Source organism: Yersinia mollaretii ATCC 43969 (assembly GCF_013282725.1).
In the GTDB taxonomy this organism is placed as follows: domain Bacteria; phylum Pseudomonadota; class Gammaproteobacteria; order Enterobacterales; family Enterobacteriaceae; genus Yersinia; species Yersinia mollaretii.
In genome coordinates, this window is record NZ_CP054043.1 from 1,090,381 (window position 1) to 1,112,373 (window position 21,993).

The window sequence follows — 21,993 nt, forward strand, 5'->3', positions numbered from 1 at the left end:
GTTAAATTTACCCAAGCGGACCTTCACGCCAGCCCGCTAGGGTAAAGAGAGCGGTGGGATTAACTCAATACCAAGCCGACGGCAAACAGGATATTGGTCAGCAGCGCGGCTTTTACCATATGTTCAAGCATCGGGCGCATGCCCGCCGCCGTTGGGTCGCGCAGGACAAACAGGGCATGTTTAGCCAACAGTGGGACAGCCAAAATAAAGATCCATCCAGCCCAACTATGCAGATTCAAAAAGCTAAATAGCGCCAGACAGAAGATAGCAGCAGCAATCAGCAGCACATGATAGTAACGCGCAACCACTGGGCCGAGTCGCACTGCCAGTGTGTTTTTGCCATTTGCTCTGTCATTTTCAATATCACGCAAATTATTAATATTCAAAACAGCGGTAGCCAGTAAACCACAGGCCGTGGCAGGCAGCATGACAATGCTATCAAAGTGCCCAGCCTGAAGGTAATAAGTCCCGGCGACACTCAGCCAGCCAAAGAATACCAACACGGATATATCGCCCAACCCCATATAACCATAGGGTTTATTACCCACGGTGTAGGTAATGGCGGCCACAATAGCCATCAGGCCGAGCAGCAGGAAGCCTAAAACGTCACTGGGTTTTTCACAGGCGATGGCGATAAGTGAGATACCGGAAACGACCGTCAGGGTCACGGTGATAATCAGCGCAACTTTCATCTGATGGCGAGTAATCATCCCTTTTTGCATGCCGCGCAACGGCCCGATACGCTCTTCAGTATCACTGCCCTTAATAGCATCGCCGTAATCATTGGCCAGATTGGAGAGAATTTGCAGCAGGCCAGCCGTCAATAAGGCGAGTAAAGCGACGGCGGGTTTAAAACTATCGAGCCAGACAGCCAATGCTGAGCCAGTGACGATAGAGGCAAAAGCCAGAGGTAGGGTTCGTGGCCGTAGGCTTTCCAGCCAAGCCTGAGTTTGGCTGGTGTTAGTTGATAGGCTCATTTTTCGCTTCATTTTATAGGGGTCTGGTCCGCCCATATTGGCGCGTTAAAAAGATTCATGTCTGCCAAGAATAATAGTCAAAAACATGTTGATGAAAACAAGAGTGGGAGGCGATGCCTCCCACTCGATATTTATTGGCGGACCATTTTATCCAGCATGGGACTATAAAGCGAATTATAGGATAAAACGGCTCAGATCTTCATCTGCAACCAGTTCATCCAAATGCTTACCGACATAGGCCGCGTCAATGGTGATGGATTGACCATGACTTTCGCTGGCGTCATAGGAGATATCCTCCATCAGGCGCTCCAGCACGGTATGCAAACGACGTGCGCCGATATTTTCGGTGCGTTCATTCACCTGCCATGCCGCTTCAGCGATTTTGCGGATACCTTCGCGGGTAAACTCAACAGTCACACCTTCGGTCGCCATCAGCGCCTTGTACTGCTCGGTTAACGAGGCACTCGGCTCCGTCAGAATACGCTCGAAATCATCCGTAGTCAGCGCCTGCAACTCTACGCGGATAGGTAAGCGACCTTGCAATTCCGGAATAAGGTCTGACGGGCTGGAGACCTGAAATGCGCCGGAAGCAATAAACAGAATATGGTCAGTTTTTACCATGCCGTGTTTGGTGGAAACCGTGCAACCTTCAACCAATGGCAGCAAATCACGCTGCACCCCTTCACGGGAAACATCTGGGCCAGAGGTCTGGCCGCGTTTACAGATTTTATCGATTTCATCGATGAACACGATCCCGTGTTGCTCCACCGCATCAATCGCCTGCTGCTTCAGTTCTTCTGGGTTAACCAGCTTCGCGCCCTCTTCCTCAATCAGCAGTTTGAATGCATCTTTGATTTTGATTTTGCGCGGTTTTTGTTTCTGACCTGCAATGTTCTGGAACATCGATTGCAACTGGTTGGTCATCTCTTCCATGCCCGGAGGAGCCATAATTTCAACCCCCATCGGCGAGGCAGCCAGATCGATCTCAATCTCTTTGTCATCTAACTGACCTTCACGCAATTTTTTGCGGAAAGCCTGACGGGTGGCAGATGGCTCTTGTGTTTCATCCGGCTGACCCCAGTTATTTTTGGCTGGCGGGATGAGCACGTCCAGAATGCGCTCTTCAGCTAACTCTTCCGCCCGATAACGCATTTTCTCAATGGATTGATGGCGAACCATTTTAACGGCAGCATCAGTCAGATCGCGGATAATTGAGTCCACTTCTTTACCAACATAGCCAACTTCGGTGAATTTCGTGGCTTCAACTTTGATGAATGGCGCATTAGCCAGTTTTGCCAAGCGGCGGGCAATTTCAGTTTTACCCACACCGGTTGGGCCGATCATCAAAATATTTTTAGGAGTAACTTCGTGGCGCAACTCTTCGTTGAGCTGCATCCGACGCCAGCGATTGCGCAGAGCAATGGCCACTGCACGTTTAGCTTTATCTTGGCCGATAATATAGCTATCAAGTTCGCTGACGATTTCGCGTGGGGTCATTTCAGACATGTTTCTCTATCCTTACGCTTTGTACGTTAATTCTTCAATGGTTTGGAAGCGGTTGGTATAGATACAAATATCCCCCGCAATGCTCAGTGATTTCTCAACGATATCCCGCGCACCTAACTCGGTATTGTCCAGCAGTGCACGCGCGGCAGACTGAGCGTAAGGCCCACCGGAGCCGATAGCAATCAGGTCATCTTCAGGCTGAACAACATCGCCATTACCGGTAATGATGAGTGAGGCGGTTTCATCAGCAACAGCCAGCAGCGCCTCGAGCTTGCGCAGCATGCGGTCTGTGCGCCAATCTTTGGCTAACTCAACTGCCGCTTTCGTCAGATGGCCTTGGTGCATCTCCAGTTTACGCTCAAACAGTTCAAACAGCGTAAAGGCATCAGCGGTCCCCCCTGCAAAACCAGCAATGACTTGATTGTTATAAAGGCGGCGAACTTTTTTCGCATTGCCTTTCATGACGGTGTTGCCCAGAGTGACCTGACCATCACCACCGATAACAACATGACCATTACGGCGAACACTTACAATTGTTGTCACGAGCGAACCCTCGTTGCAGACTGAATGGACCCCCATGCTGCCTTTCAGAAAAACAGCATGGGGTATATTGAGATTATAAATGGGGGAGGATTACTGCTTTTCAACCCCCGACAGCGAGGGGAATGCATCCTGATTGACCAGCATCTTTCAAACGCTGCAAGGTTTTATCGGCCGCAGCTTTGGTGCTGTAAGGACCGAGCACCACGCGATTCCAGCCACCACCTGCGGTAATGCGGCTTTCAATACCACCAAATGCCAGTTGGGCGCGGATAGATTCAGCCTGATCGACGGCTTTGAATGAGCCACATTGCACCATCCAACGTTGCGCTTTTTCTTTCTCTTTTTCCGGTTTTGGCGGTGTCACTGCCGGTGCTGCTGGTTGGGTACGCGGTAGCGTAGAGACCTGCGGCGCTATTTGTGTTTGTGACTGAATTTGCGTTTGTGACTGAATTGGCGTTTGTGCCGGTATCGGCGCAGTTGCCTGACGCGGCGGCTGCATATTAGCCGGTGGCGGAGTGATAGTCACCGCAGAACGTGGCACCGATATCCCTTGGTTATAAGGCACCTCTGACAGCTGTGTCGGCTGCTGGCGCATATCCGCCTGCATCTGCTCAAGCAATTGCCGCTGCTCATTCGTCAGTTGAGTCTTGGAATTCACTTCGCCACCCGCAGAAGGCTCTGTCGGTGTCGGCACGCCAATTTGGCGATTTTCCAGCTCTTTAATGTAGCGCCAGCGCTCTTCCGGTTTTGGGGGTAAGCCATTGCCAGTTCGAGGGTCATGGCTGGGCAGTAACGGAAGGTCACCCGGTTTGTTATGGGTGATGAAATAGAGGCCACCAACAAATACCACTAATAGCGCGACGGCCAGTGCCACCACGGTTTTAGATATTGCTGGAGCACTACGTTTTTTCCGGCTGGGGCTTTTGCGCCGCGCTCCTGAGCGCCCTCGGCTTACATAATCTCTTTGTGCCACTATCGTTTCGCTGCGTCGTAATGATGGAATAAGTCCGTCATGTTACTGAACCCCTGAATATTTGCCTAGCTTTTAGGCGCAGCAGTACTTTCCCTGACAATTAATTCGGTGTCTAACAAGCGGGAGCCACTTTGTACTGAATGCCCTTGTAACTGCTCAAGTAATAGTAACATGGCTTGCTGACCAATTTGATAACGAGGTTGCGCCACCGTGGTTAAAGGCGGATCGCAATATTGCGACAGTTTCAGATCGTCAAACCCCACCAACGAGACATCCTGCGGCACACTCAGCCCCATTCTCTTCGCCTGCCACATAGCGCCTATCGCCATGACATCATTGTGACAAAATATTGCCGTGGGTGGATTAGGTAGCGCCATCAGCGTGGCAAAGGTTTCAGCACCCGCTTCGTAGCTGAAATCGCCCCGCAAAATATAGTCGTTATCAACCGCAATACCATTACGGCGTAGCGCTTGAATATAGCCCTGTAGCCGATAGTGACTCAGCGGCAACGTCTCAGGCCCCGCCACACAAGCGATACGTTTGTGCCCCAATTCATGCAGATAGTTTACTGCTTCATAGGCCGCGGTCAGGTTATCGATATGGACAGTGGGTAATTCCAGTTCAGGCGAGAATTCGTTTGCCATCACCATCGGTGGCAAATTGCGCTGCTCCTCTTTGCTAGCATCAAACGGCAGATTAGAGCCTAGCAACAACATGCCGTCGATCTGCTTGGTAATGATCAGGTTGACGAAGGTGCGCTCTTGCTGAGTTTGTTGTGCGCAGTCGCCAATCAAGATCAGATAATCTTGCTGGGCTGCGGCATGCTCAATGCCCTGAATAATGTCAGCAAAAAACGGATCGCTGATATCCGGCACGATAACTAGGATGGTGCGCGATTCATTACGTTTAATGTTTCGAGACAAAGCGTGAGGAGAGTAGCCCACAGCCAGAACAGCTTGTTCCACCTTTTGTCGGGTCACTGCTGAAACCTTTTCTGGGTTCATCAATGCGCGTGACACCGTCGCAGTGGAAACACCTGCCATTCCCGCAACATCTTTCATGGTGGCCACTGTGAATTCTTTCTTCTGTTCCAACGCCTTTCTCCTTGCTCTGGCTCCATGCCAGCACTGATTGCTTTGAGATATCCCGAGGCCAATGGCTCAGGATATTAACGAGTTGTCACACGTCAACCGGGGTAACCGGTCAGCCGCGCTCATATCCTTTCATGGCAATGTAGTTTCGGTTAAATAGAGACTTTGCAACATTCTATACAGATAGTGGGGGCAATTTGTTACCTAATTTGCATTAAAAGTGTGACATAAGTAGGTTTTTTCGAACTGGCTCGCAGAATACCGGGTAAACGATTGCTTTGAGATACCGATCAAACAACCCATCACCCATTTTTACCCCAAATAATATGAAGAATATACGTTACCCAAAGTCATTGGCGTCACAGCTAGGCGGCAAGTAAGAAAGGAATTACGCAAACTAATTGGCGTCGCAGCAAGGCGGCAAATGAGTGCATCCCGATGAGCTGGCATCAGTCAGTGATTCGGGTAAGCGAGTACAGCCAACACAGCTGTAGCATCAAAAACGAAAGATATTACCCAAAGTCATTGGCGTCACAGCTAGGCGGCAAGCGAATGAGTCCCGATGAGCTGACTCAAGTCAGTGATTCGGGTGAGTGAGTGAAGCCAACAACGCTGTGGCGTCAAGGACGCAGGGTAATTAGCTATCGATGGGATCGACGTCCAACGTCCACTTAACTTTTCGTGCTTGCGGCAACGTATTGATCAGTGGCTGAGAGCTTTTAATCAGCCGTTGCAGTAATTGCCTTGAGGGATGCTGCAACAAGAGTTGCCAGCGGAAGCGCCCACTCCGCTTGGCCTGTAGTGCGGGCACTGGCCCCATGATCCAGAGGGCATCATCTTTAAGCGGGCTAGCTTCTAATAAATTGCGCAATTGTTGCAGGAAGAGGGCTGACTGCTGATTATCGTGGTCTTCACTGCGCACGATAATATGGCTGGTGTAAGGGGGTAAAAATACACTTTTGCGCTCTGCCAAGGCTTGTTTGGCGAAAGCATCGTAGCCCTGTTGCAGCAGGATTTGCAGCAGTGGATGCTCAGGGTGATGCGTTTGTAAAATGACTTCACCTTGCTTACCGGCGCGGCCCGCACGACCTGACACTTGCGTATAAAGCTGGGCAAAGCGCTCCGCTGAGCGGAAATCCGCTGAGAACAGCGCACCATCGACATCCAGCAGTGCCACCAGCGTGACATCGGGGAAGTGATGCCCTTTCGCCAGCATTTGCGTGCCAATCAAAATACGCGCGCCGCCCTGATGAACGTCCGCCAAATGCTGTTCCAGCGAGCCTTTGCGGCTGGTGGTATCGCGATCAATTCGGGTGATTGGTGTGTCGGGGAACAGCGGGGCCAGCTCATTCTCCAACTGTTCAGTACCGACACCCACCGAGACCAGATGCGTCGTCCCGCATTTCGGGCATTGCTGAGGCACTGGCCGCTGGCTATCACAATGGTGGCAACGCAACTGGCGGTGATTCTGATGCAGAGTGTAATAGTGGTCGCAGCGCTGACACTCGGCAATCCAGCCGCACTCATGGCACAGTAAAGCGGGCGCATATCCTCGGCGATTCAGAAATAAAATCACCTGATTATCCGCCGCCAAGTGGGCCTTCATCCGTTTTAGCAGTGGCTGAGAAAGCCCCACTTTTAGCGGCAGCCCTTTGAGGTCCAGCAAGTGCTGCGCAGCGGGTTTGGCATTACCGGCTCGCTTCGACAATGTGAGCTGGCGATATTTGCCCATTTGCACATTATGCAAGGTTTCCAGCGCGGGGGTGGCGGTGCCCATCACGATAGGAATGCCCTCTTCACGAGCGCGGAATACCGCTAAATCCCTCGCATGATAGCGCCAACCCTCCTGCTGCTTATAGGAGCTATCGTGCTCCTCATCAATAATGATGACCCCCAGACGGGAGAAGGGCGTAAACAGTGCGGAGCGCGTACCAATCACAATGGCGGCTTCGCCATTACGCGCCCTTAGCCAGACCGATAAACGCTCACTGTCGTTTAAGCCAGAGTGCAGCACCTCAACCGGCGCGTTAAACCGCTCGCGAAAACGGGCAATGGTCTGTGGGGTCAAGCCAATCTCAGGCACCATCACCAGCGCCTGACGCCCCTGCGCCAAAATATTCTCCAGCACACTCAGATAAACTTCCGTTTTACCTGAACCGGTCACCCCCGCCAGTAACCAAGCCGCAAACTGGGTATCTTCGCTGCGGATCGCACCCACGGCGGTGGCCTGTTCGGTATTGAGCCGTAGGCGCTCACCCAGTACGGCGAAACCCTGACGCCAATCGGTAACGGCCACTTCCTGTGCTCGCAGATCAATCAACCCCTTGCTGCGCAAGGCTTGCAACGCGCTTTCGGTTAATGCCATTTCATTGACTTGATGGCGATAGACCGGTTTTTGCAATAATGCAGCAAGCGCCTGTTGCTGCTTGGGGGCGCGTTTTAAGCTTTCCGGCGGTGTCGCACGGCCCTGCTCGGTAGCAAACCATTGCCACAAAGGAGCCGATTGCGCGGGTTTCCCTTGCCGTAACAGTATAGGCAGAGCATGAAACAGCACTTCGCCAATCGGATAGTGGTAGTACTCGGTTGCCCAGCAGAGAATGCGCCACAAGCTGGGCGGGAATAAGCTGCGATCATCCAAAATGGCATCAATGGCTTTCAGCTGCTCAAGAGGGAATGCGCTGGTATCACTGATCCCCACCACAATGCCGATGGCTTTACGTTTCCCAAACGGCACACTGACGCGAGCACCCACCACCGGGCAGGCCATGGCGCTGTCTAATCGGTAATCAAAGGTGCGGGCGAGTGGTACGGGTAAAGCCACTTGAACAACGGGCATGTGTTGCCATCCTGAATAAAATGGACTCGAATAAATAATGATTGAACAGTTTACACTGCATGCCTCACAATGTGCGGATTCGATTGCGCGGCTTTGGCAAATTCTGTATGATTCGCCGCCTTTGGTATAATTCGATATCAAATCCTGTTAACAACCGTTGGTTACTTTATCAGCGATTGTTAGTTATCAATCGTGTGGTGTCTGGCGGAACAGGGCTGGATAGCGACACGGCCTAAATATAGAGGTTTCCATGAAACAAGGTATCCACCCTAAATACGATTTAGTTACTGCTTCTTGCTCTTGCGGTAACGTTATCAAGATCAACTCTACTGTTGGTCATGACCTGAATCTGGACGTGTGCGGCGAATGCCACCCGTTCTACACTGGCAAGCAGCGTGATGTTGCGACCGGTGGCCGTGTTGACCGCTTCAACAAGCGTTTCAGCGTGCCAGGTGCAGCTAAGAAGTAATGTCTGCCCGTCAGACGAAAAAGGCGCCTTAGGCGCCTTTTTTCATTTCTACTCCCCGCCCATATTCATTGATGAGCAGGGGAGTAGCTGGAAATATCATCGTTAGGAATCAATATTCCCAAGTATCGGGATCAACACCCAATTCACGCATTAAAATCTTCGCGGCTTCCGGGATTTCATCACTGCGCTCTTTACGCAGATCTTCGTCATTCGGCAGCGGCTGTCCAGTAAATGCATGTAAAAAAGCCTCACACAACAATTCACTGTTGGTGGCGTGGCGCAGGTTATTCACCTGACGGCGGGTCCGCTCATCGGTGAGGATTTTTAACACCTTCAGCGGAATGGATACCGTGATCTTTTTGACCTGTTCGCTTTTCTTGCCGTGTTCAGCGTAAGGGCTGACATACTCGCCGTTCCACTCAGCCATGGGACACCTTAAATTTATCGGAAAAATACTAAATTCTGAAAACGGGCCAATTATGCCCGATCTTCGCTGTTCTCACTAAATAAATGTCGATTTAACTAGACTAATGTCACTCATTTAATCATTTCCGCCATTTATTAATAGCCGATACCTTTCTCTGCCATCTTTGCGGTGAAACAAAACCTCACCGAAACCTGACTGACATCATTAAGATATCTAAAACCTCTATAATTTTAGCGGTTATTATTCCATTGCTCAATCTATACGCAAAGAAGTTTAGATGTCCAGATGTATTGACGTCCGTAATTTGTGCGTCTACTCTGGCGTAACATTTTCTCGATCCCGGCTGGTGGAAATCCATATGACGCGTAAACAGGCAACAATAGCAGTCCGTAGCGGGTTGAATGACGACGAGCAATACGGCTGCGTTGTCCCCCCGATTCACCTCTCCAGTACTTACAATTTTATCGATTTCAATCAGCCACGCGCACATGACTATTCACGTCGCGGTAACCCGACGCGTGATGTGGTGCAGCGGGCCTTGGCTGAACTGGAGGGGGGTGCCGGTGCGGTGATGACCAGCAGCGGGATGTCGGCGATTCATTTGGTTTGCACCACCTTTTTGCAGCCGGGCGATTTGCTGGTCGCGCCGCATGACTGCTATGGCGGCAGCTACCGCCTATTTGATAGCCTGAGCAAACGCGGAGCTTACCGAGTGCTGTTTGTTGATCAGGGTGATGAAGTGGCCCTGAGTCGCGCATTGGCTGAAAAACCTAAGCTGGTATTGATTGAAACGCCCAGTAATCCACTACTGCGGGTGGTGGATATTGCCGCCATCTGCAAAGCGGCCCATGCCGTCGGCGCGCTGACGGTTTGCGACAACACCTTCCTCAGTCCCGCCTTGCAGCAGCCGCTCTCTTTAGGTGCGGATCTGGTGGTTCACTCCTGCACCAAATATCTGAATGGTCACTCCGATGTGGTAGCTGGCGCGGTGATTGCCAAAGATCCTGAGCTAGCGGTTGAACTGGCTTGGTGGGCGAATAATATCGGCGTCACTGGTGCGGCCTTTGATAGCTACCTGTTATTACGCGGTTTGCGGACATTGTCGCCGCGTATGGCTCAACAGCAACGTAATGCCGATGAGATTGTTCGTTATTTACAGCAGCAGCCTTTGGTCAAAAAGCTGTATCATCCCTCTCTGCCACAACATCCCGGCCACGAAATTGCTTGCCGTCAGCAGTCAGGTTTTGGTGCGATGCTCAGTTTTGAGCTTGATGGTGATGAACAGCTATTACGCCGCTTCCTCTCTGCTCTTGAGCTGTTTACCTTGGCGGAGTCTTTGGGCGGCGTGGAGAGCCTGATCTCCCATGCCGCGACCATGACCCATGCCGGTATGGCGCCAGAAGCGCGCATTGCCGCAGGGATTACTGACAGCTTGTTGCGGATTTCCGTGGGTATTGAAGACAGCGAAGATTTGATTGCCGATTTGGAAAATGCCTTCCAGTTGGCGGGAACGAGGTAAGCATGAATGCAACAGCGGTAGCAGCGGCGGTCACTGGCCGTCAGCTGCATAAATTTGGTGGTAGTAGCCTTGCGGACGTGAAGTGTTACCTGCGGGTGGCCAATATTATGGCCAACTACAGTCGCCCCGGCGATCTGATGGTGGTGTCTGCGGCAGGGAGTACCACAAACCAGCTGATTAGCTGGTTAAAACTCAGTCAAAGTGATCGTCTTTCTGCTCATCAGGTGCAGCAGAGTCTGCGCCGTTATCAGCACGATCTGATCAGCGGTTTATTGTCACCCGAAATGGCTGAGCCGCTGATTAGCGAGTTTATCCATGATTTAGAGCGCTTGGCCGGTCTGCTGGATAACAAAGTTGACGATGCCATTTATGCCGAAGTGGTTGGGCATGGTGAGATTTGGTCCGCCCGCCTGATGGCTGCGGTGCTGAACAAGCTGGATATGAAAGCAAGCTGGCTGGATGCGCGCAGTTTCCTGCGGGCTGAACGGGCAGCACAACCCCAGATAGACGAAGGCCGCTCTTATCCGCTGTTGCAACAATTAATCGCGCAACACCCACACCAGCGTTTGGTGGTGACTGGCTTTATCTCGCGCAATAACGCCGGTGAAACCGTACTGTTAGGGCGTAATGGCAGTGACTACTCAGCGACACAAGTGGGTGCGCTGGCGGGGGTCGAGCGCGTCACCATTTGGAGTGACGTTGCCGGGGTCTACAGTGCTGACCCGCGCAAAGTGAAAGACGCCTGTCTGCTGCCCCTGCTGCGGTTGGATGAAGCCAGTGAACTGGCCCGTTTGGCAGCTCCAGTGCTGCACACCCGCACATTACAGCCAGTTTCAGGCAGCGATATCGATTTGCAGCTACGCTGTAGCTACCAGCCGGAGCAAGGTTCCACCCGCATTGAGCGCGTATTGGCCTCTGGCTCGGGGGCCAAAATTGTTACCAGCCATGATGATGTCTGCCTGATCGAATTGCAGATTGCAGGCCATCATGACTTCTCAATGGCGCAGAAAGAGATCGATTTGCTGCTAAAACGTGCGCAAATCAAGCCGCTGGCGACGGGTATTCACCCCGATCGCAACCTGCTGCAACTTTGCTACACCTCCGAAGTGGTGAACAGTGCGCTCCGCGTGCTGGAAGATGCCACCCTGCCGGGGAGATTATCCCTGCGCGAAGGGCTGGCACTGGTGGCGCTAGTTGGCGCAGGGGTGAGTAAGAACCCTCTGCACAGCCACCGCTTCTACCAACAGTTGAAAGATCAACCGGTTGAGTTTATCTGGCAAGCGGAAGATGGCATCAGTCTGGTGGCTGTTCTGCGCCTTGGGCCGACCGAGCACCTGATTCAGGGGCTGCATCAGTCACTGTTCCGCGCGGAAAAACGTATCGGCTTAGTGCTGTTCGGCAAAGGCAATATCGGCGCTCGCTGGCTGGAGCTATTTGCGCGTGAGCAAAAAAATATTTCAGCCCGCAGTGGCTTTGAGTTCGTGCTGGCAGGTGTGGTGGATAGCCGTCGCAGCTTGCTGAGCTATGACGGATTAGACGCCAGCCGGACATTGGCATTTTACGATGACGAAGCCAAAGAGCAGGATGAAGAGTCGCTGTTCTTGTGGATGCGGGCACATCCTTTTGACGATCTGGTGGTGCTGGATGTCACCGCCAGTGAGTCGCTAGCAGAGCAATATTTGGATTTCGCTAGCTACGGTTTCCACGTGATCAGTGCGAACAAGCTCGCCGGCGCATCCAGCAGCAATAACTATCGCCAAATTCGCGATGCGTTTGCCAAAACAGGCCGTCATTGGCTGTATAACGCCACGGTCGGCGCGGGTTTACCGGTTAATCACACGGTACGTGACCTGCGTGACAGCGGTGACAGTATTCTGGCGATCAGCGGCATTTTCTCCGGGACGCTCTCTTGGCTATTCCTGCAATTTGACGGCACCGTGCCCTTTACCGAGCTGGTCGATCAAGCTTGGCAGCAAGGGCTGACCGAGCCGGACCCGCGTGTGGATCTCTCCGGTCAGGATGTGATGCGCAAGTTGGTGATTCTGGCCCGTGAAGCGGGCTACGACATCGAACCCAATCAGGTACGAGTAGAGTCGCTGGTGCCTGCCGGTGCCGATGTTGGCTCAGTCGATCAGTTCTTTGAAAATGGTGAGGCATTGAATCAGCAAATGGTTCAGCGCTTAGAAGCCGCGAATGAAATGGGTCTGGTGTTACGTTATGTGGCCCGCTTTGATGCCAATGGTAAAGCGCGGGTGGGGGTTGAAGCGGTACGGGCTGACCATCCACTGGCCTCCTTGCTGCCGTGCGATAACGTCTTCGCCATTGAGAGCCGATGGTATCGCGATAACCCGCTGGTGATCCGTGGCCCAGGGGCTGGACGGGATGTCACTGCGGGGGCGATTCAGTCTGATTTAAACCGCCTGTCGCAATTGCTGTAATGTGATCTACATCTGAAATAAACAGACGCCCGAGGTGATGAGTCGGGCGTCTGTTACAAAAGGCGACATGGGATACGGTTCTTACTTGCCCGCTCTTGCTGAGATCTATTGGGTATAATGCTTATTTGCCAGAAAGCAGTAACATATCGGATAAATAGATATCATTATTTAGTACGGCATACTTATCTGGGGCAGAAAATAATAAGCGTACCCTGTCTCTGTGTTGAAATTCGGTATTGTAGCGAATCCATTCGGAGACGCGATCTCTATTCACATAGCTCAATCTTTGAATTTTTCTGGTCGGGTCAGGCGATATAATCGCTTCTCTTAGTACCTTTGATTTAGTGGTTGCAGCGATGATTGTTAGCAAAAATGCATATTCATCAGCTGCTTTTAAGTATTTCGCTACATCTTTATTATTTGAAATTTTATAGTTTTTATCATAAATCCCACCCAACAATTTCTCAGTAATATAATTCATCGTACATATAGCTTGTTCACCATGGAGTTTGAACTTCAGATCTTGCTGATCGGTATCTTTTGATATTCTGTCATCAACATCAATAAAGTTAATCTGTTTACCATCATAAGCTGTGTTTTCTGGCTTAATATCTCTTAGGTAACCATGTCTTCGATGAAGTGTTTTTAAATCATTGGCTGCATTTTTAAATGCACTATCAGGAATAGCATCCCCGTCATTGATACAATCAAAAACATTTTTCCCGGCATTGCGCGCAATGATCAGTTTTGTGCTAACGGCCAGTCCAGTCTTCATGCTACGTATGTCTTTTATATCATTGAAATTATTATCTGACTCAAATCTGTCACTTATATCGACTGGCTCCAACGCAACAAAACGGTCGTCTTTTCTGGTGACTATTTTAAAACTGCCATTTTCTACGCCAGAAGGTATTTCGCTAGGTTTATAGACGATAGGATAGTCTTTATTCCTGCTGTGATAATACTCTCTACCATGAATAGATTTATTATTACCCAAATAGGTTGTTTTTATAAATCCTTTATCAGTATAAAGGCCTTCGCTCTTCATTTTTTCCAGCTTTTCTAAGTGTCCCCTGAAACAATGCTTAATTTTATTTGCTGCAATGACCTCTTTTCTGTTTATGTTATTCTCTTTACTGAAATAGTTTTTTGGCGCATTCAATTCAAAATTATTTCTTGCTGAAATTTTAGTTATTTTTTCAGATAAAAGTAACGATTTTTTATAGATATTTCCTTGTACTCTATTTTTTTGATCGATTGCTGGTGAGGATTTTGTAAAGTTATTATGGAACTGAATACGCTCTCTAACGTTCATGAGTACTCCCTTTAAATATATCCAATAATCCGCAATAGTATTCCAGCATTACATATAGGTAATATTCGTGAATATAATAAAACGAGTATTGAGTGAACAATTAGCAGCAATAAAAGAGAAACCCGACCTCAACAGAAGAGTGATGTTAATCATAACGAATTGATAAATAAGCAGCTATGTTAAAGTAACCTGTACATGAATTTTCCGCGTGATGCATGTAAAGATTAATCATCAGCTAAACTTATTTAAACGTTGACTCTTTAGCCAACTTCCGGCACCTTCTATTTGGCCATCTAAACGTATAGACGCTCACGAAAGGGCGACAACAGATAACATAAGTCGTTATAGCGACAATGGAGTGACAGGGTATGAGTTTTTTTCACGCAAACCAGCGGGAAGCGCTAAATCAGAGTCTGGCAGAGCTGCAAGGCCAAATTAATGTTTCTTTTGAGTTTTTCCCGCCACGTACTAGCGAGATGGAAGAGACCCTATGGAGCTCGATTGACCGCCTAAGCACACTGAAACCCAAATTTGTTTCAGTGACCTATGGCGCAAACTCCGGCGAGCGCGATCGTACCCATAGCATCATCAAAGGCATTAAAGAGCGCACGGGTCTGGAAGCCGCGCCACACCTGACCTGTGTTGATGCCTCTCCGACTCAGTTGCGTGATATTGCGGCTGATTACTGGAATAGCGGTATTCGCCATATCGTGGCCCTGCGCGGTGATTTACCGCCGGATAGCGGCAAGCCTGAGATGTACGCCTCTGATTTGGTGACCTTGCTGAAAGACGTCGGCGATTTTGATATTTCGGTGGCGGCTTACCCGGAAGTTCACCCCGAAGCAAAGAGCGCGCAAGCGGACCTGATTAACCTGAAGCGCAAGATTGATGCGGGCGCTAACCGTGCCATTACGCAGTTCTTTTTTGATGTCGAGAGCTACCTGCGCTTTCGTGACCGCTGCGTGGCCACCGGTATTGATGTCGAAATCGTGCCAGGGATCTTACCCGTGTCCAACTTTAAGCAGCTTCAGCGCTTCGCCACCATGACCAATGTGCGGGTGCCTAACTGGATGACCACCATTTTTGAAGGGCTGGATAACGACCCTGAGACGCGTAAAATGGTCGGTGCTTCGGTGGCGATGGACATGGTGAAAATCTTAAGCCGCGAAGGCGTGAAAGATTTCCATTTCTATACCCTGAATCGGGCGGAGTTGAGTTATGCAATTTGCCATACATTGGGGGTCAGACCTTAGGCGACACACGTATTTGGCTAACAAATAACCAGCAAGGAGGGTTTAGCACCTGCCCCCTCCTTCACCTCCCCCAACCCCACTCGACCCTATACTTTATCTGCCAGAAACTTTACTGGCACGGCGGGCGGGCCAAAACGGTTATCACCGTCACTCCCCAGAAACGCGCCGCAATCAATAAACATCATGACAATAATCAGCGTGGGAATGAAGCGCCCGACCCCCCATTGCCAAATAGGGGCCAGCATTTGCCAATTACCGGCCATCAACATCCAAGCCAGCACCACCAAAAATGCCCACCAACCCGCTTTATTGCGATCATGCAAGCGTTTGACCACCACCGCCGCCGTTGGCCACAGTAAAAAAACGACCGCAAACGCAGCGGTTTGAATCGGCAACCAATCCTGCCCAGCCAGTGTAAAAATCACCAGCATCGCCATAAGCCACAGGCCGATCCAGATCCAAAAATCCCGCCGCCCGATGCGGCCTTTAAATGAAAAACACCACTGCTGTATTGTCATCGATGAACTGATCCATTTACTTAAAAATAGTTTATTAGTGCATGTACCCAATAGATTTCAAGGTGCAGGAAGGTGGCAAGCGAGAAAATCCCGATGAGCTTACACAAGTAAGTGATTCGGGTGACAAATCTGCCGGGAGCAGATTTGAACGCTGCTTGCAGCGGCCTCACAGAGGCGAGGCCCATGGACGGGCCGAGTAACAAGTGCTGCCAACACGCCTGCAATTTGAAAGATGACGGGTGTGCGAAGTGTAACTCAACCACACAACTAGCCCACAAACTTTGCAGTGAATTTTGACAATCACCCCTGATTACCGTTTTAATCCCCTCACACACTTCTAACGACGGCGTAAGTCATGAGAAAAGAAATTGCCGCAACGCTAACAATATTGCTGCTAATCGCAGCGGTTAGCCGCGCTCATGCCGATCCCGCAGACGACAGTGGTCAGCCAACGGAAGAGGCACAACCGACTGCACCTTATCTGCTTTCCGGCGCGCCAACCTTTGATTTAACGCTAGTTAAATTCCGTGAAAGTTATAACCGCGCCAACCCGACACTGCCCATCAGTGAGTTTCACGCCATCATCGTCAAGGGCGATGCGCCGCCACTGACCCGAGCAGCCAGTAAAATCAATGAAAATCTCTATGCTTCAACCGCACTGGAGAAAGGCACCGGTAAGATTAAAACCTTACAAATCACCTATTTGCCGATAAAAGGGAGCGAGGAGAAAACAGCCCGACTGGTGGCCGTCAATTACATGGCAGCCCTGATGCGGCAGTTTGAACCGGCGCTCACGCTACAGCAGAGTATTGATAACGTGCAGCAGCTATTGACCAAAGGTAAAGGGTCAACTTTCTACACTCATCCTGTCGGCGCAATTCGCTATGTTGTGGCAGATAATGGCGAAAAAGGGCTTACCTTCGCTGTTGAACCGATTAAGCTGTCACTATCTGAAGCATAATCTCACCGCAATTAATGACGAAAAGCAAAGCCATTGTCACTAATCATCTCTATACTGTTGGACAGGTAAACTGCCTGTCGGGCAGTCATTATTATTGACCCTCGTGTCCCTTTGTTGGAGGAAGAAACATGCGTCATCCATTAGTTATGGGTAACTGGAAGCTGAACGGTAGCACCCACATGGTTAACGAACTTATCGCTGGCCTGCGTAAAGAATTGAGCACTGTTGACGGTTGTGGTGTTGCTATTGCCCCACCCGCTATCTATCTGAATCAGGCTAAACATGAGCTGTCAGGTAGCCGTATCACTCTGGGTGCACAGAATGTTGACGTGAATCTGTCAGGCGCATTTACTGGCGAAACCTCTGCTGAAATGCTGAAAGATGTCGGTGCCCAATACATCATCATCGGTCATTCTGAGCGCCGCACTTATCACAAAGAGAGTGATGAGCTGATCGCGAAGAAATTCGGCGTACTGAAAGAGATTGGCCTGATCCCAGTATTGTGCATCGGTGAATCCGAAGCAGAAAATGAAGCGGGTCAAACTGAAGCCGTTTGCGCTAAACAACTGGATGCCGTGCTGAACACCTTAGGTGTAAAAGCATTCGAAGGCGCGGTTATCGCCTATGAGCCAATTTGGGCAATCGGTACGGGCAAATCAGCCACTCCAGCACAGGCTCAAGCCGTTCACAAATTCATCCGCGACCATATTGCTAAGCAAGATGCCGCCGTAGCAGAACAAGTGATCATTCAGTACGGTGGTTCTGTTAACGACAAAAACGCAGCAGAACTGTTCACCCAGCCTGATATCGATGGCGCGCTGGTTGGCGGTGCTTCACTGAAAGCCGATGCCTTCGCGGTTATCGTGAAAGCAGCAGCAAAAGCTAAAAAAGCCTAATTCCGCTTTTACGCTATGGGTTAAGCCGGAGCACAAAACACTCAGTTGGTTTACCCAATTAGGTGGATAAATATAACAAAACGCCCGTAAGCATCCACTTACGGGCGTTTTGTTAACGACAACCATCAGCACACTATTTTAGCGTTTAGTGATCTCATCAAACACACCGCCAGTAGCGAAATGTGTCTGCTGCGTTTTGGTCCAGCCACCAAAGACGTCATCAATAGTAAACAACTTCAGTTTCGGGAACTCATTGGCAAACTTGGCCGCCACTGCCGGATCACGTGGGCGGTAGTAATTCTTGGCCGCAATGGTCTGGCCTTCCGGTGAGTACAGATATTTCAAGTAAGCATCGGCGACTTCTCGGGTGCCGCGCTTATCAACCACTTTATCCACCACCGACACCGTCGGCTCTGCCAGAATCGACACACTCGGCGTGATGATATCGAACTTATCTTTACCCACTTCATTCACCGCCAGCAGGGCTTCATTTTCCCAAGCAATCAACACATCGCCAATGCCACGTTCAACGAAGGTATTGGTGGCACCACGTGCGCCAGAGTCCAACACTTCCACATTCTTATACAGGTTTTTGACAAACTCTTGCGCCTTAGCCTGATCGTTATTGTTATGCTCTAACGCATAACCCCAAGCGGCCAGATAGTTCCAGCGCGCCCCACCGGAGGTTTTCGGGTTAGGGGTGATCACTGAGATGCCCGGTTTGACCAGATCTGACCAATCATGAATCTGCTTAGGATTCCCTTTACGGACTAAAAATACGATGGTCGAGGTGTAAGGTGCAGAGTTGTCTGGCAGGCGCTTGATCCAGTTTTTATCAATGCGACCACGCTCAGCAATAGCATCGACGTCATAAGCCAGTGCCAGTGTCACCACATCGGCTTCAATACCATTAATTACCGAGGTCGCCTGCTTTCCTGAACCGCCGTGGGATTGGCGTACTGTTACTTTGTCGCCAGTCTGCTGTTCCCAGTGTTTACTGAACGCCTGATTATATTCCTGATAAAACTCGCGCGTCGGATCATAAGACACATTCAGTAATTGAATATCTTTCGCCATAGCACCTGATGCCAACAGCAGTAACGACAAACCCACACCCCATTTACGCATTGACCCACTCCCCAGAATAATGGTTATTAACCTAAATAGTTTTAACTTAAGTGATTATTCAACCCAATAGGTTGGCTTGATAGAGAGCGTGCCAGAAACTATCCATCCAATTAAAGAATAAAAAACTTCTGATTATATCAATACGAAATATACGATCGCTAAAATGCAAAAAGCCCCCGCAAGCGGAGGCTCTGTTATCGCGCGATAGACTGTTTTAGAACAGTTTTTTCGCGGTGTCGTACCAATCTTCTTTAAATTTACTTTTCTTATTCTCTGGTGCGATACAAACGGAGATTAATTCATGCACCATTTTCTCATTCTGGATGCCGACGCAGAAGCCGCCTTGGGTGAAATCATGATCCTGCAACAGCAGGTCAACAGCATAAGAACCCATACGGGAAGCCAGAATGCGATCATAAGCCACCGGAGCACCACCGCGCTGGATATGGCCCAACACCGTGCCACGAGTTTCACGGCCAGTTTCTTTCTCAATGTATTTAGCCAGAGAATCAATATCATCCAGCTTTTCGGTAATCGCCACGATAGCGTGCTTCTTACCTTTCGCAATGCCCGCTTTGATTTCAGCAACCAAGTCTTCACGTTTAAATTCCACTTCTGGGATAGCGATAAACTCGCAACCCCCAGCAATGGCCGCAGCCAAGGTCAAATCGCCGCAATAACGACCCATCACTTCCACGATAGAGATGCGCTGATGTGAAGAAGAGGTATCACGCAGGCGGTCAATCGCTTCGACCACAGTTTCCAGAGCGGTGAAGAAGCCGATGGTGTAGTCAGTCCCTGCCACATCGTTATCGATGGTGCCCGGTAAACCGACACAGTGAATGCCACCCTCTTTTGTCAGCAAATCAGCACCGGCATAAGAACCGTCGCCGCCGATAACCACCAAACCATCAATACCACGGTCAGCCATGTTCTTAAGGGCAACTTTACGCACTTCTGGGTCACGGAACTCAGGGAAACGGGCAGAACCGAGGAAAGTACCGCCACGGTTAATCATATCTGACACACTATAGCGGTCCAGTTTCCTCATGCGATTTTCATGCAAGCCAAGGTAGCCATCTTCAATACCGTAAACTTCCAATCCTGCTGACAAAGCAGCACGAACGACCCCACGGATGGCTGCGTTCATACCTGGCGCGTCACCGCCGCTTGTTAGTACACCGATTTTCTTGACCATGACTACCTCTGAACTTGTAGATGCGATTTTTTAAAATTCGTTGTCTGCTGATTTATGTCTTGCACAGGTGAAGAGTACAGAAAATCAGCTTTATGAGCTTAATATCGGATATTATAGCAAAAACACCAAGCTGAATTGATTCAAGTCATGCCATTTGGCGGTATTTTCTTCATGACCGAACCATAATGTAACCACAGTTTACTTATCGTTAATGAATCAATTATTTATTACGTAATTATAGTTCCCAATGCGCATGGCGCTCTTTTGGCACCACGGAGCAGGGATCTTGGTGGATAAGCACATCAGCACCGGGGAAGCGGTGCAGCAGTGCACGTTCAACTTGTTCAGCTAAAATATGCGCCTGCATTAACGGCAGCATATCTTCCATCTCAAGGTGCAGTTGAATAAAGCGTGTCGGTCCCGACTGACGGGTACGCAAATCATGAGCGCCAACCACCCCCGGCCATGACATCACAATGTCGATAATTTCCTGCCGCTCGGCATCAGGCAATGCACGATCCAGCAAGGCTTGCACCGCTTCATAGCCCATACGCAGCGCGCTATAGAGAATATAAACGCCGATCCCCAACGCGAACAGCGCATCTGCACGATGAAAACCGTACCAACTGAGTGCCAACGCAATAAGAATAGCACCATTCATCATGACGTCAGATTGATAGTGCAACATATCGGCGCGAATGGCCTGACTGTGGGTTTTTCGTACCACCCAACGCTGAAAAGTGACTAATATCAGGGTACTGAAGAGTGCGATTAACGTCACCCAGATACCGACACCCAGATCTTGCAATGGCTCCGGTGACGCTAAATGTTGGAAGCCGGTCAGGAACAGGAATAACGCCGAACCTGAAATGAACATACTTTGCGCCAACGCCGCCAGTGATTCAGCTTTGCCATGACCAAAAGTATGTTCTTCATCAGCGGGTTGTAGTGAATAGCGCACCACAAAAAGGTTTGTCAGCGAGGCCGCAAGATCCACCAGCGAGTCAACTAACGCGGCCAATAAACTCACTGATCCGGTATGCCACCAAGCAAAAATTTTAATAATCAGTAAGATTGAGGCCAACACCGTCGCACTGAGCGCAGCAGCTTTAACCAGTCGCGCATATTGCGGATCCATAACTCATTCCGAATAATATTCAGGGCTTATTAGTATATACCTTAAATAAATTGAGTTGGAGCGAGAGAGCAATTGGGGGGCGTGACAAAAAAAAAAGCCCCGCCATCATGGCGGGGAAAGACAGGGATGGTGTCTATGGCAAGGAAAACAGGGTATTACTTGGTACTACTTACTTCTGGGCAGAAGAGGGTTGTGCTGCTGGCGCCTGCTGCATTTTCTCAATGCGCTGCTGGTGCTTTTGATTCAGGGCAGCTTTTTGCTCTGGGGTGAGCAAGTTGTACATTTGGTTACGAACTTTGGCCATTTCGACCTGGCGTTCAATCTGGTCTTTGGACATCTTCTCGGCTTGCGCTCTTACCGCAGCTTCGTCGAACTTATCGGCGGTAACCAGCTTATGCATGGCTTCACGGTCAGCAACATCAAGGCGAGGTTGGCCTTGGCGCGACTGGCGCATCAGGTCACGCATTTGCTGACGCTGCTGCTCAGTCAGATTCACACCGTCAAACATGTTATGGTGACCACGACCGTCTTTCTTGTTCATCATCGCACCGTCACCGTTACCGTGGCACCAGCCATCTGCAGCTTCGGTCTTATCGGCGGCGAAGGCGGCTGAAGAGCCGAGAACTAACATTGACGCCATGATTAACGTTGTTAATTTAGTTACTTTACGCATCATTTAACTCCTGGTTTCTATCTGCTAAGCGATTTGCTGCTATGCGATTCATTGAGAAGCAGTCTATCGGCCCAGCTGCAAACATGCGTCAGCGGATGTAAAACTGGAGTCAGGGCATGTAAAGCTAAGTAAAG

19 protein-coding genes are annotated in these 21,993 nt (G+C 50.0%); 6 read left to right on the top strand and 13 right to left on the bottom strand.

The genetic code is table 11. The features are described from left to right. Positions 1 to 59: 59 nt before the first annotated feature. The 6 genes from HRD69_RS04790 to priA form a co-directional block, all read right to left on the bottom strand. On the bottom strand, positions 60 to 977 hold the full coding sequence (locus HRD69_RS04790) for a 1,4-dihydroxy-2-naphthoate polyprenyltransferase (protein ID WP_032815043.1): 918 nt from the start codon (positions 975 to 977) through the stop codon (positions 60 to 62). A gap of 174 nt (positions 978 to 1,151) precedes the next feature. Then, complete coding sequence (hslU, locus tag HRD69_RS04795; protein WP_004876122.1) at positions 1,152 to 2,483, bottom strand: ATP-dependent protease ATPase subunit HslU; 1,332 nt, start codon at positions 2,481 to 2,483, stop codon at positions 1,152 to 1,154. Positions 2,484 to 2,495: 12 nt separating this feature from the next. Continuing rightward, on the bottom strand, positions 2,496 to 3,026 hold the full coding sequence (gene hslV / locus HRD69_RS04800; RefSeq protein ID WP_004876121.1) for an ATP-dependent protease subunit HslV: 531 nt from the start codon (positions 3,024 to 3,026) through the stop codon (positions 2,496 to 2,498). A 100-nt stretch (positions 3,027 to 3,126) separates the two neighbouring features. Continuing rightward, a complete protein-coding gene (gene ftsN, locus HRD69_RS04805; RefSeq protein WP_004876120.1) occupies positions 3,127 to 3,999 on the bottom strand; it encodes a cell division protein FtsN in 873 nt (290 codons plus the stop codon). A 65-nt stretch (positions 4,000 to 4,064) separates the two neighbouring features. Next, positions 4,065 to 5,093, bottom strand: coding sequence for a DNA-binding transcriptional regulator CytR (gene cytR, locus HRD69_RS04810; RefSeq protein ID WP_032815042.1), 1,029 nt, complete (start codon positions 5,091 to 5,093; stop codon positions 4,065 to 4,067). 634 nt (positions 5,094 to 5,727) lie between these two features. Then, entirely contained in the window at positions 5,728 to 7,926 is a 2,199-nt protein-coding gene (gene priA, locus HRD69_RS04815; RefSeq protein ID WP_004876117.1) for a primosomal protein N', read from the bottom strand. Positions 7,927 to 8,176: 250 nt separating this feature from the next. Here priA and rpmE point away from each other — a divergent pair, with 250 nt between their 5' ends. Then, complete coding sequence (gene rpmE, locus HRD69_RS04820; RefSeq protein WP_004876115.1) at positions 8,177 to 8,395, top strand: 50S ribosomal protein L31; 219 nt, start codon at positions 8,177 to 8,179, stop codon at positions 8,393 to 8,395. Positions 8,396 to 8,504: 109 nt separating this feature from the next. On the opposite strand, the gene metJ is transcribed toward rpmE, so the two are convergent. Then, complete coding sequence (metJ, locus tag HRD69_RS04825) at positions 8,505 to 8,822, bottom strand: met regulon transcriptional regulator MetJ (protein ID WP_004392248.1); 318 nt, start codon at positions 8,820 to 8,822, stop codon at positions 8,505 to 8,507. Between the two features lie 358 nt (positions 8,823 to 9,180). Here metJ and metB point away from each other — a divergent pair, with 358 nt between their 5' ends. Together metB and HRD69_RS04835 are read left to right on the top strand one after the other, a co-directional pair. Next, positions 9,181 to 10,341 carry a cystathionine gamma-synthase gene (gene metB, locus HRD69_RS04830; protein WP_032815041.1) on the top strand — a complete coding sequence of 387 codons (1,161 nt, stop codon included), beginning with the start codon at positions 9,181 to 9,183 and terminating at the stop codon, positions 10,339 to 10,341. A gap of 2 nt (positions 10,342 to 10,343) precedes the next feature. Further along, positions 10,344 to 12,779 carry a bifunctional aspartate kinase/homoserine dehydrogenase II gene (locus HRD69_RS04835; protein WP_004876113.1) on the top strand — a complete coding sequence of 812 codons (2,436 nt, stop codon included), beginning with the start codon at positions 10,344 to 10,346 and terminating at the stop codon, positions 12,777 to 12,779. A gap of 121 nt (positions 12,780 to 12,900) precedes the next feature. On the opposite strand, the gene HRD69_RS04840 is transcribed toward HRD69_RS04835, so the two are convergent. Beyond that, a complete protein-coding gene (locus HRD69_RS04840) occupies positions 12,901 to 14,094 on the bottom strand; it encodes a hypothetical protein (RefSeq protein ID WP_004876112.1) in 1,194 nt (397 codons plus the stop codon). Between the two features lie 368 nt (positions 14,095 to 14,462). On the opposite strand from HRD69_RS04840, the gene metF reads away from it, so the two are divergent. Further along, a complete protein-coding gene (gene metF / locus HRD69_RS04845; protein ID WP_049612705.1) occupies positions 14,463 to 15,347 on the top strand; it encodes a methylenetetrahydrofolate reductase in 885 nt (294 codons plus the stop codon). Positions 15,348 to 15,433: 86 nt separating this feature from the next. Here the strand turns inward: metF and HRD69_RS04850 are convergent, their stop codons facing one another. After that, positions 15,434 to 15,865, bottom strand: coding sequence for a DUF805 domain-containing protein (locus tag HRD69_RS04850; protein ID WP_004876110.1), 432 nt, complete (start codon positions 15,863 to 15,865; stop codon positions 15,434 to 15,436). 355 nt (positions 15,866 to 16,220) lie between these two features. Between HRD69_RS04850 and HRD69_RS04855 the strand changes: the two genes are divergently transcribed. Next, entirely contained in the window at positions 16,221 to 16,826 is a 606-nt protein-coding gene (locus HRD69_RS04855) for a DUF1454 family protein (RefSeq protein WP_004876109.1), read from the top strand. Positions 16,827 to 16,954: 128 nt separating this feature from the next. Continuing rightward, positions 16,955 to 17,722, top strand: coding sequence for a triose-phosphate isomerase (gene tpiA, locus HRD69_RS04860; RefSeq protein WP_004876108.1), 768 nt, complete (start codon positions 16,955 to 16,957; stop codon positions 17,720 to 17,722). A 138-nt stretch (positions 17,723 to 17,860) separates the two neighbouring features. Here the strand turns inward: tpiA and HRD69_RS04865 are convergent, their stop codons facing one another. The 4 genes from HRD69_RS04865 to cpxP form a co-directional block, all read right to left on the bottom strand. After that, complete coding sequence (locus tag HRD69_RS04865) at positions 17,861 to 18,850, bottom strand: sulfate ABC transporter substrate-binding protein (RefSeq protein WP_004876950.1); 990 nt, start codon at positions 18,848 to 18,850, stop codon at positions 17,861 to 17,863. A gap of 214 nt (positions 18,851 to 19,064) precedes the next feature. Next, a complete protein-coding gene (pfkA, locus tag HRD69_RS04870) occupies positions 19,065 to 20,048 on the bottom strand; it encodes a 6-phosphofructokinase (protein WP_032815307.1) in 984 nt (327 codons plus the stop codon). 235 nt (positions 20,049 to 20,283) lie between these two features. After that, entirely contained in the window at positions 20,284 to 21,186 is a 903-nt protein-coding gene (gene fieF / locus HRD69_RS04875; protein WP_004876944.1) for a CDF family cation-efflux transporter FieF, read from the bottom strand. A 169-nt stretch (positions 21,187 to 21,355) separates the two neighbouring features. Continuing rightward, a complete protein-coding gene (cpxP, locus tag HRD69_RS04880) occupies positions 21,356 to 21,859 on the bottom strand; it encodes a cell-envelope stress modulator CpxP (RefSeq protein ID WP_032815306.1) in 504 nt (167 codons plus the stop codon). Positions 21,860 to 21,993: the final 134 nt, after the last annotated feature.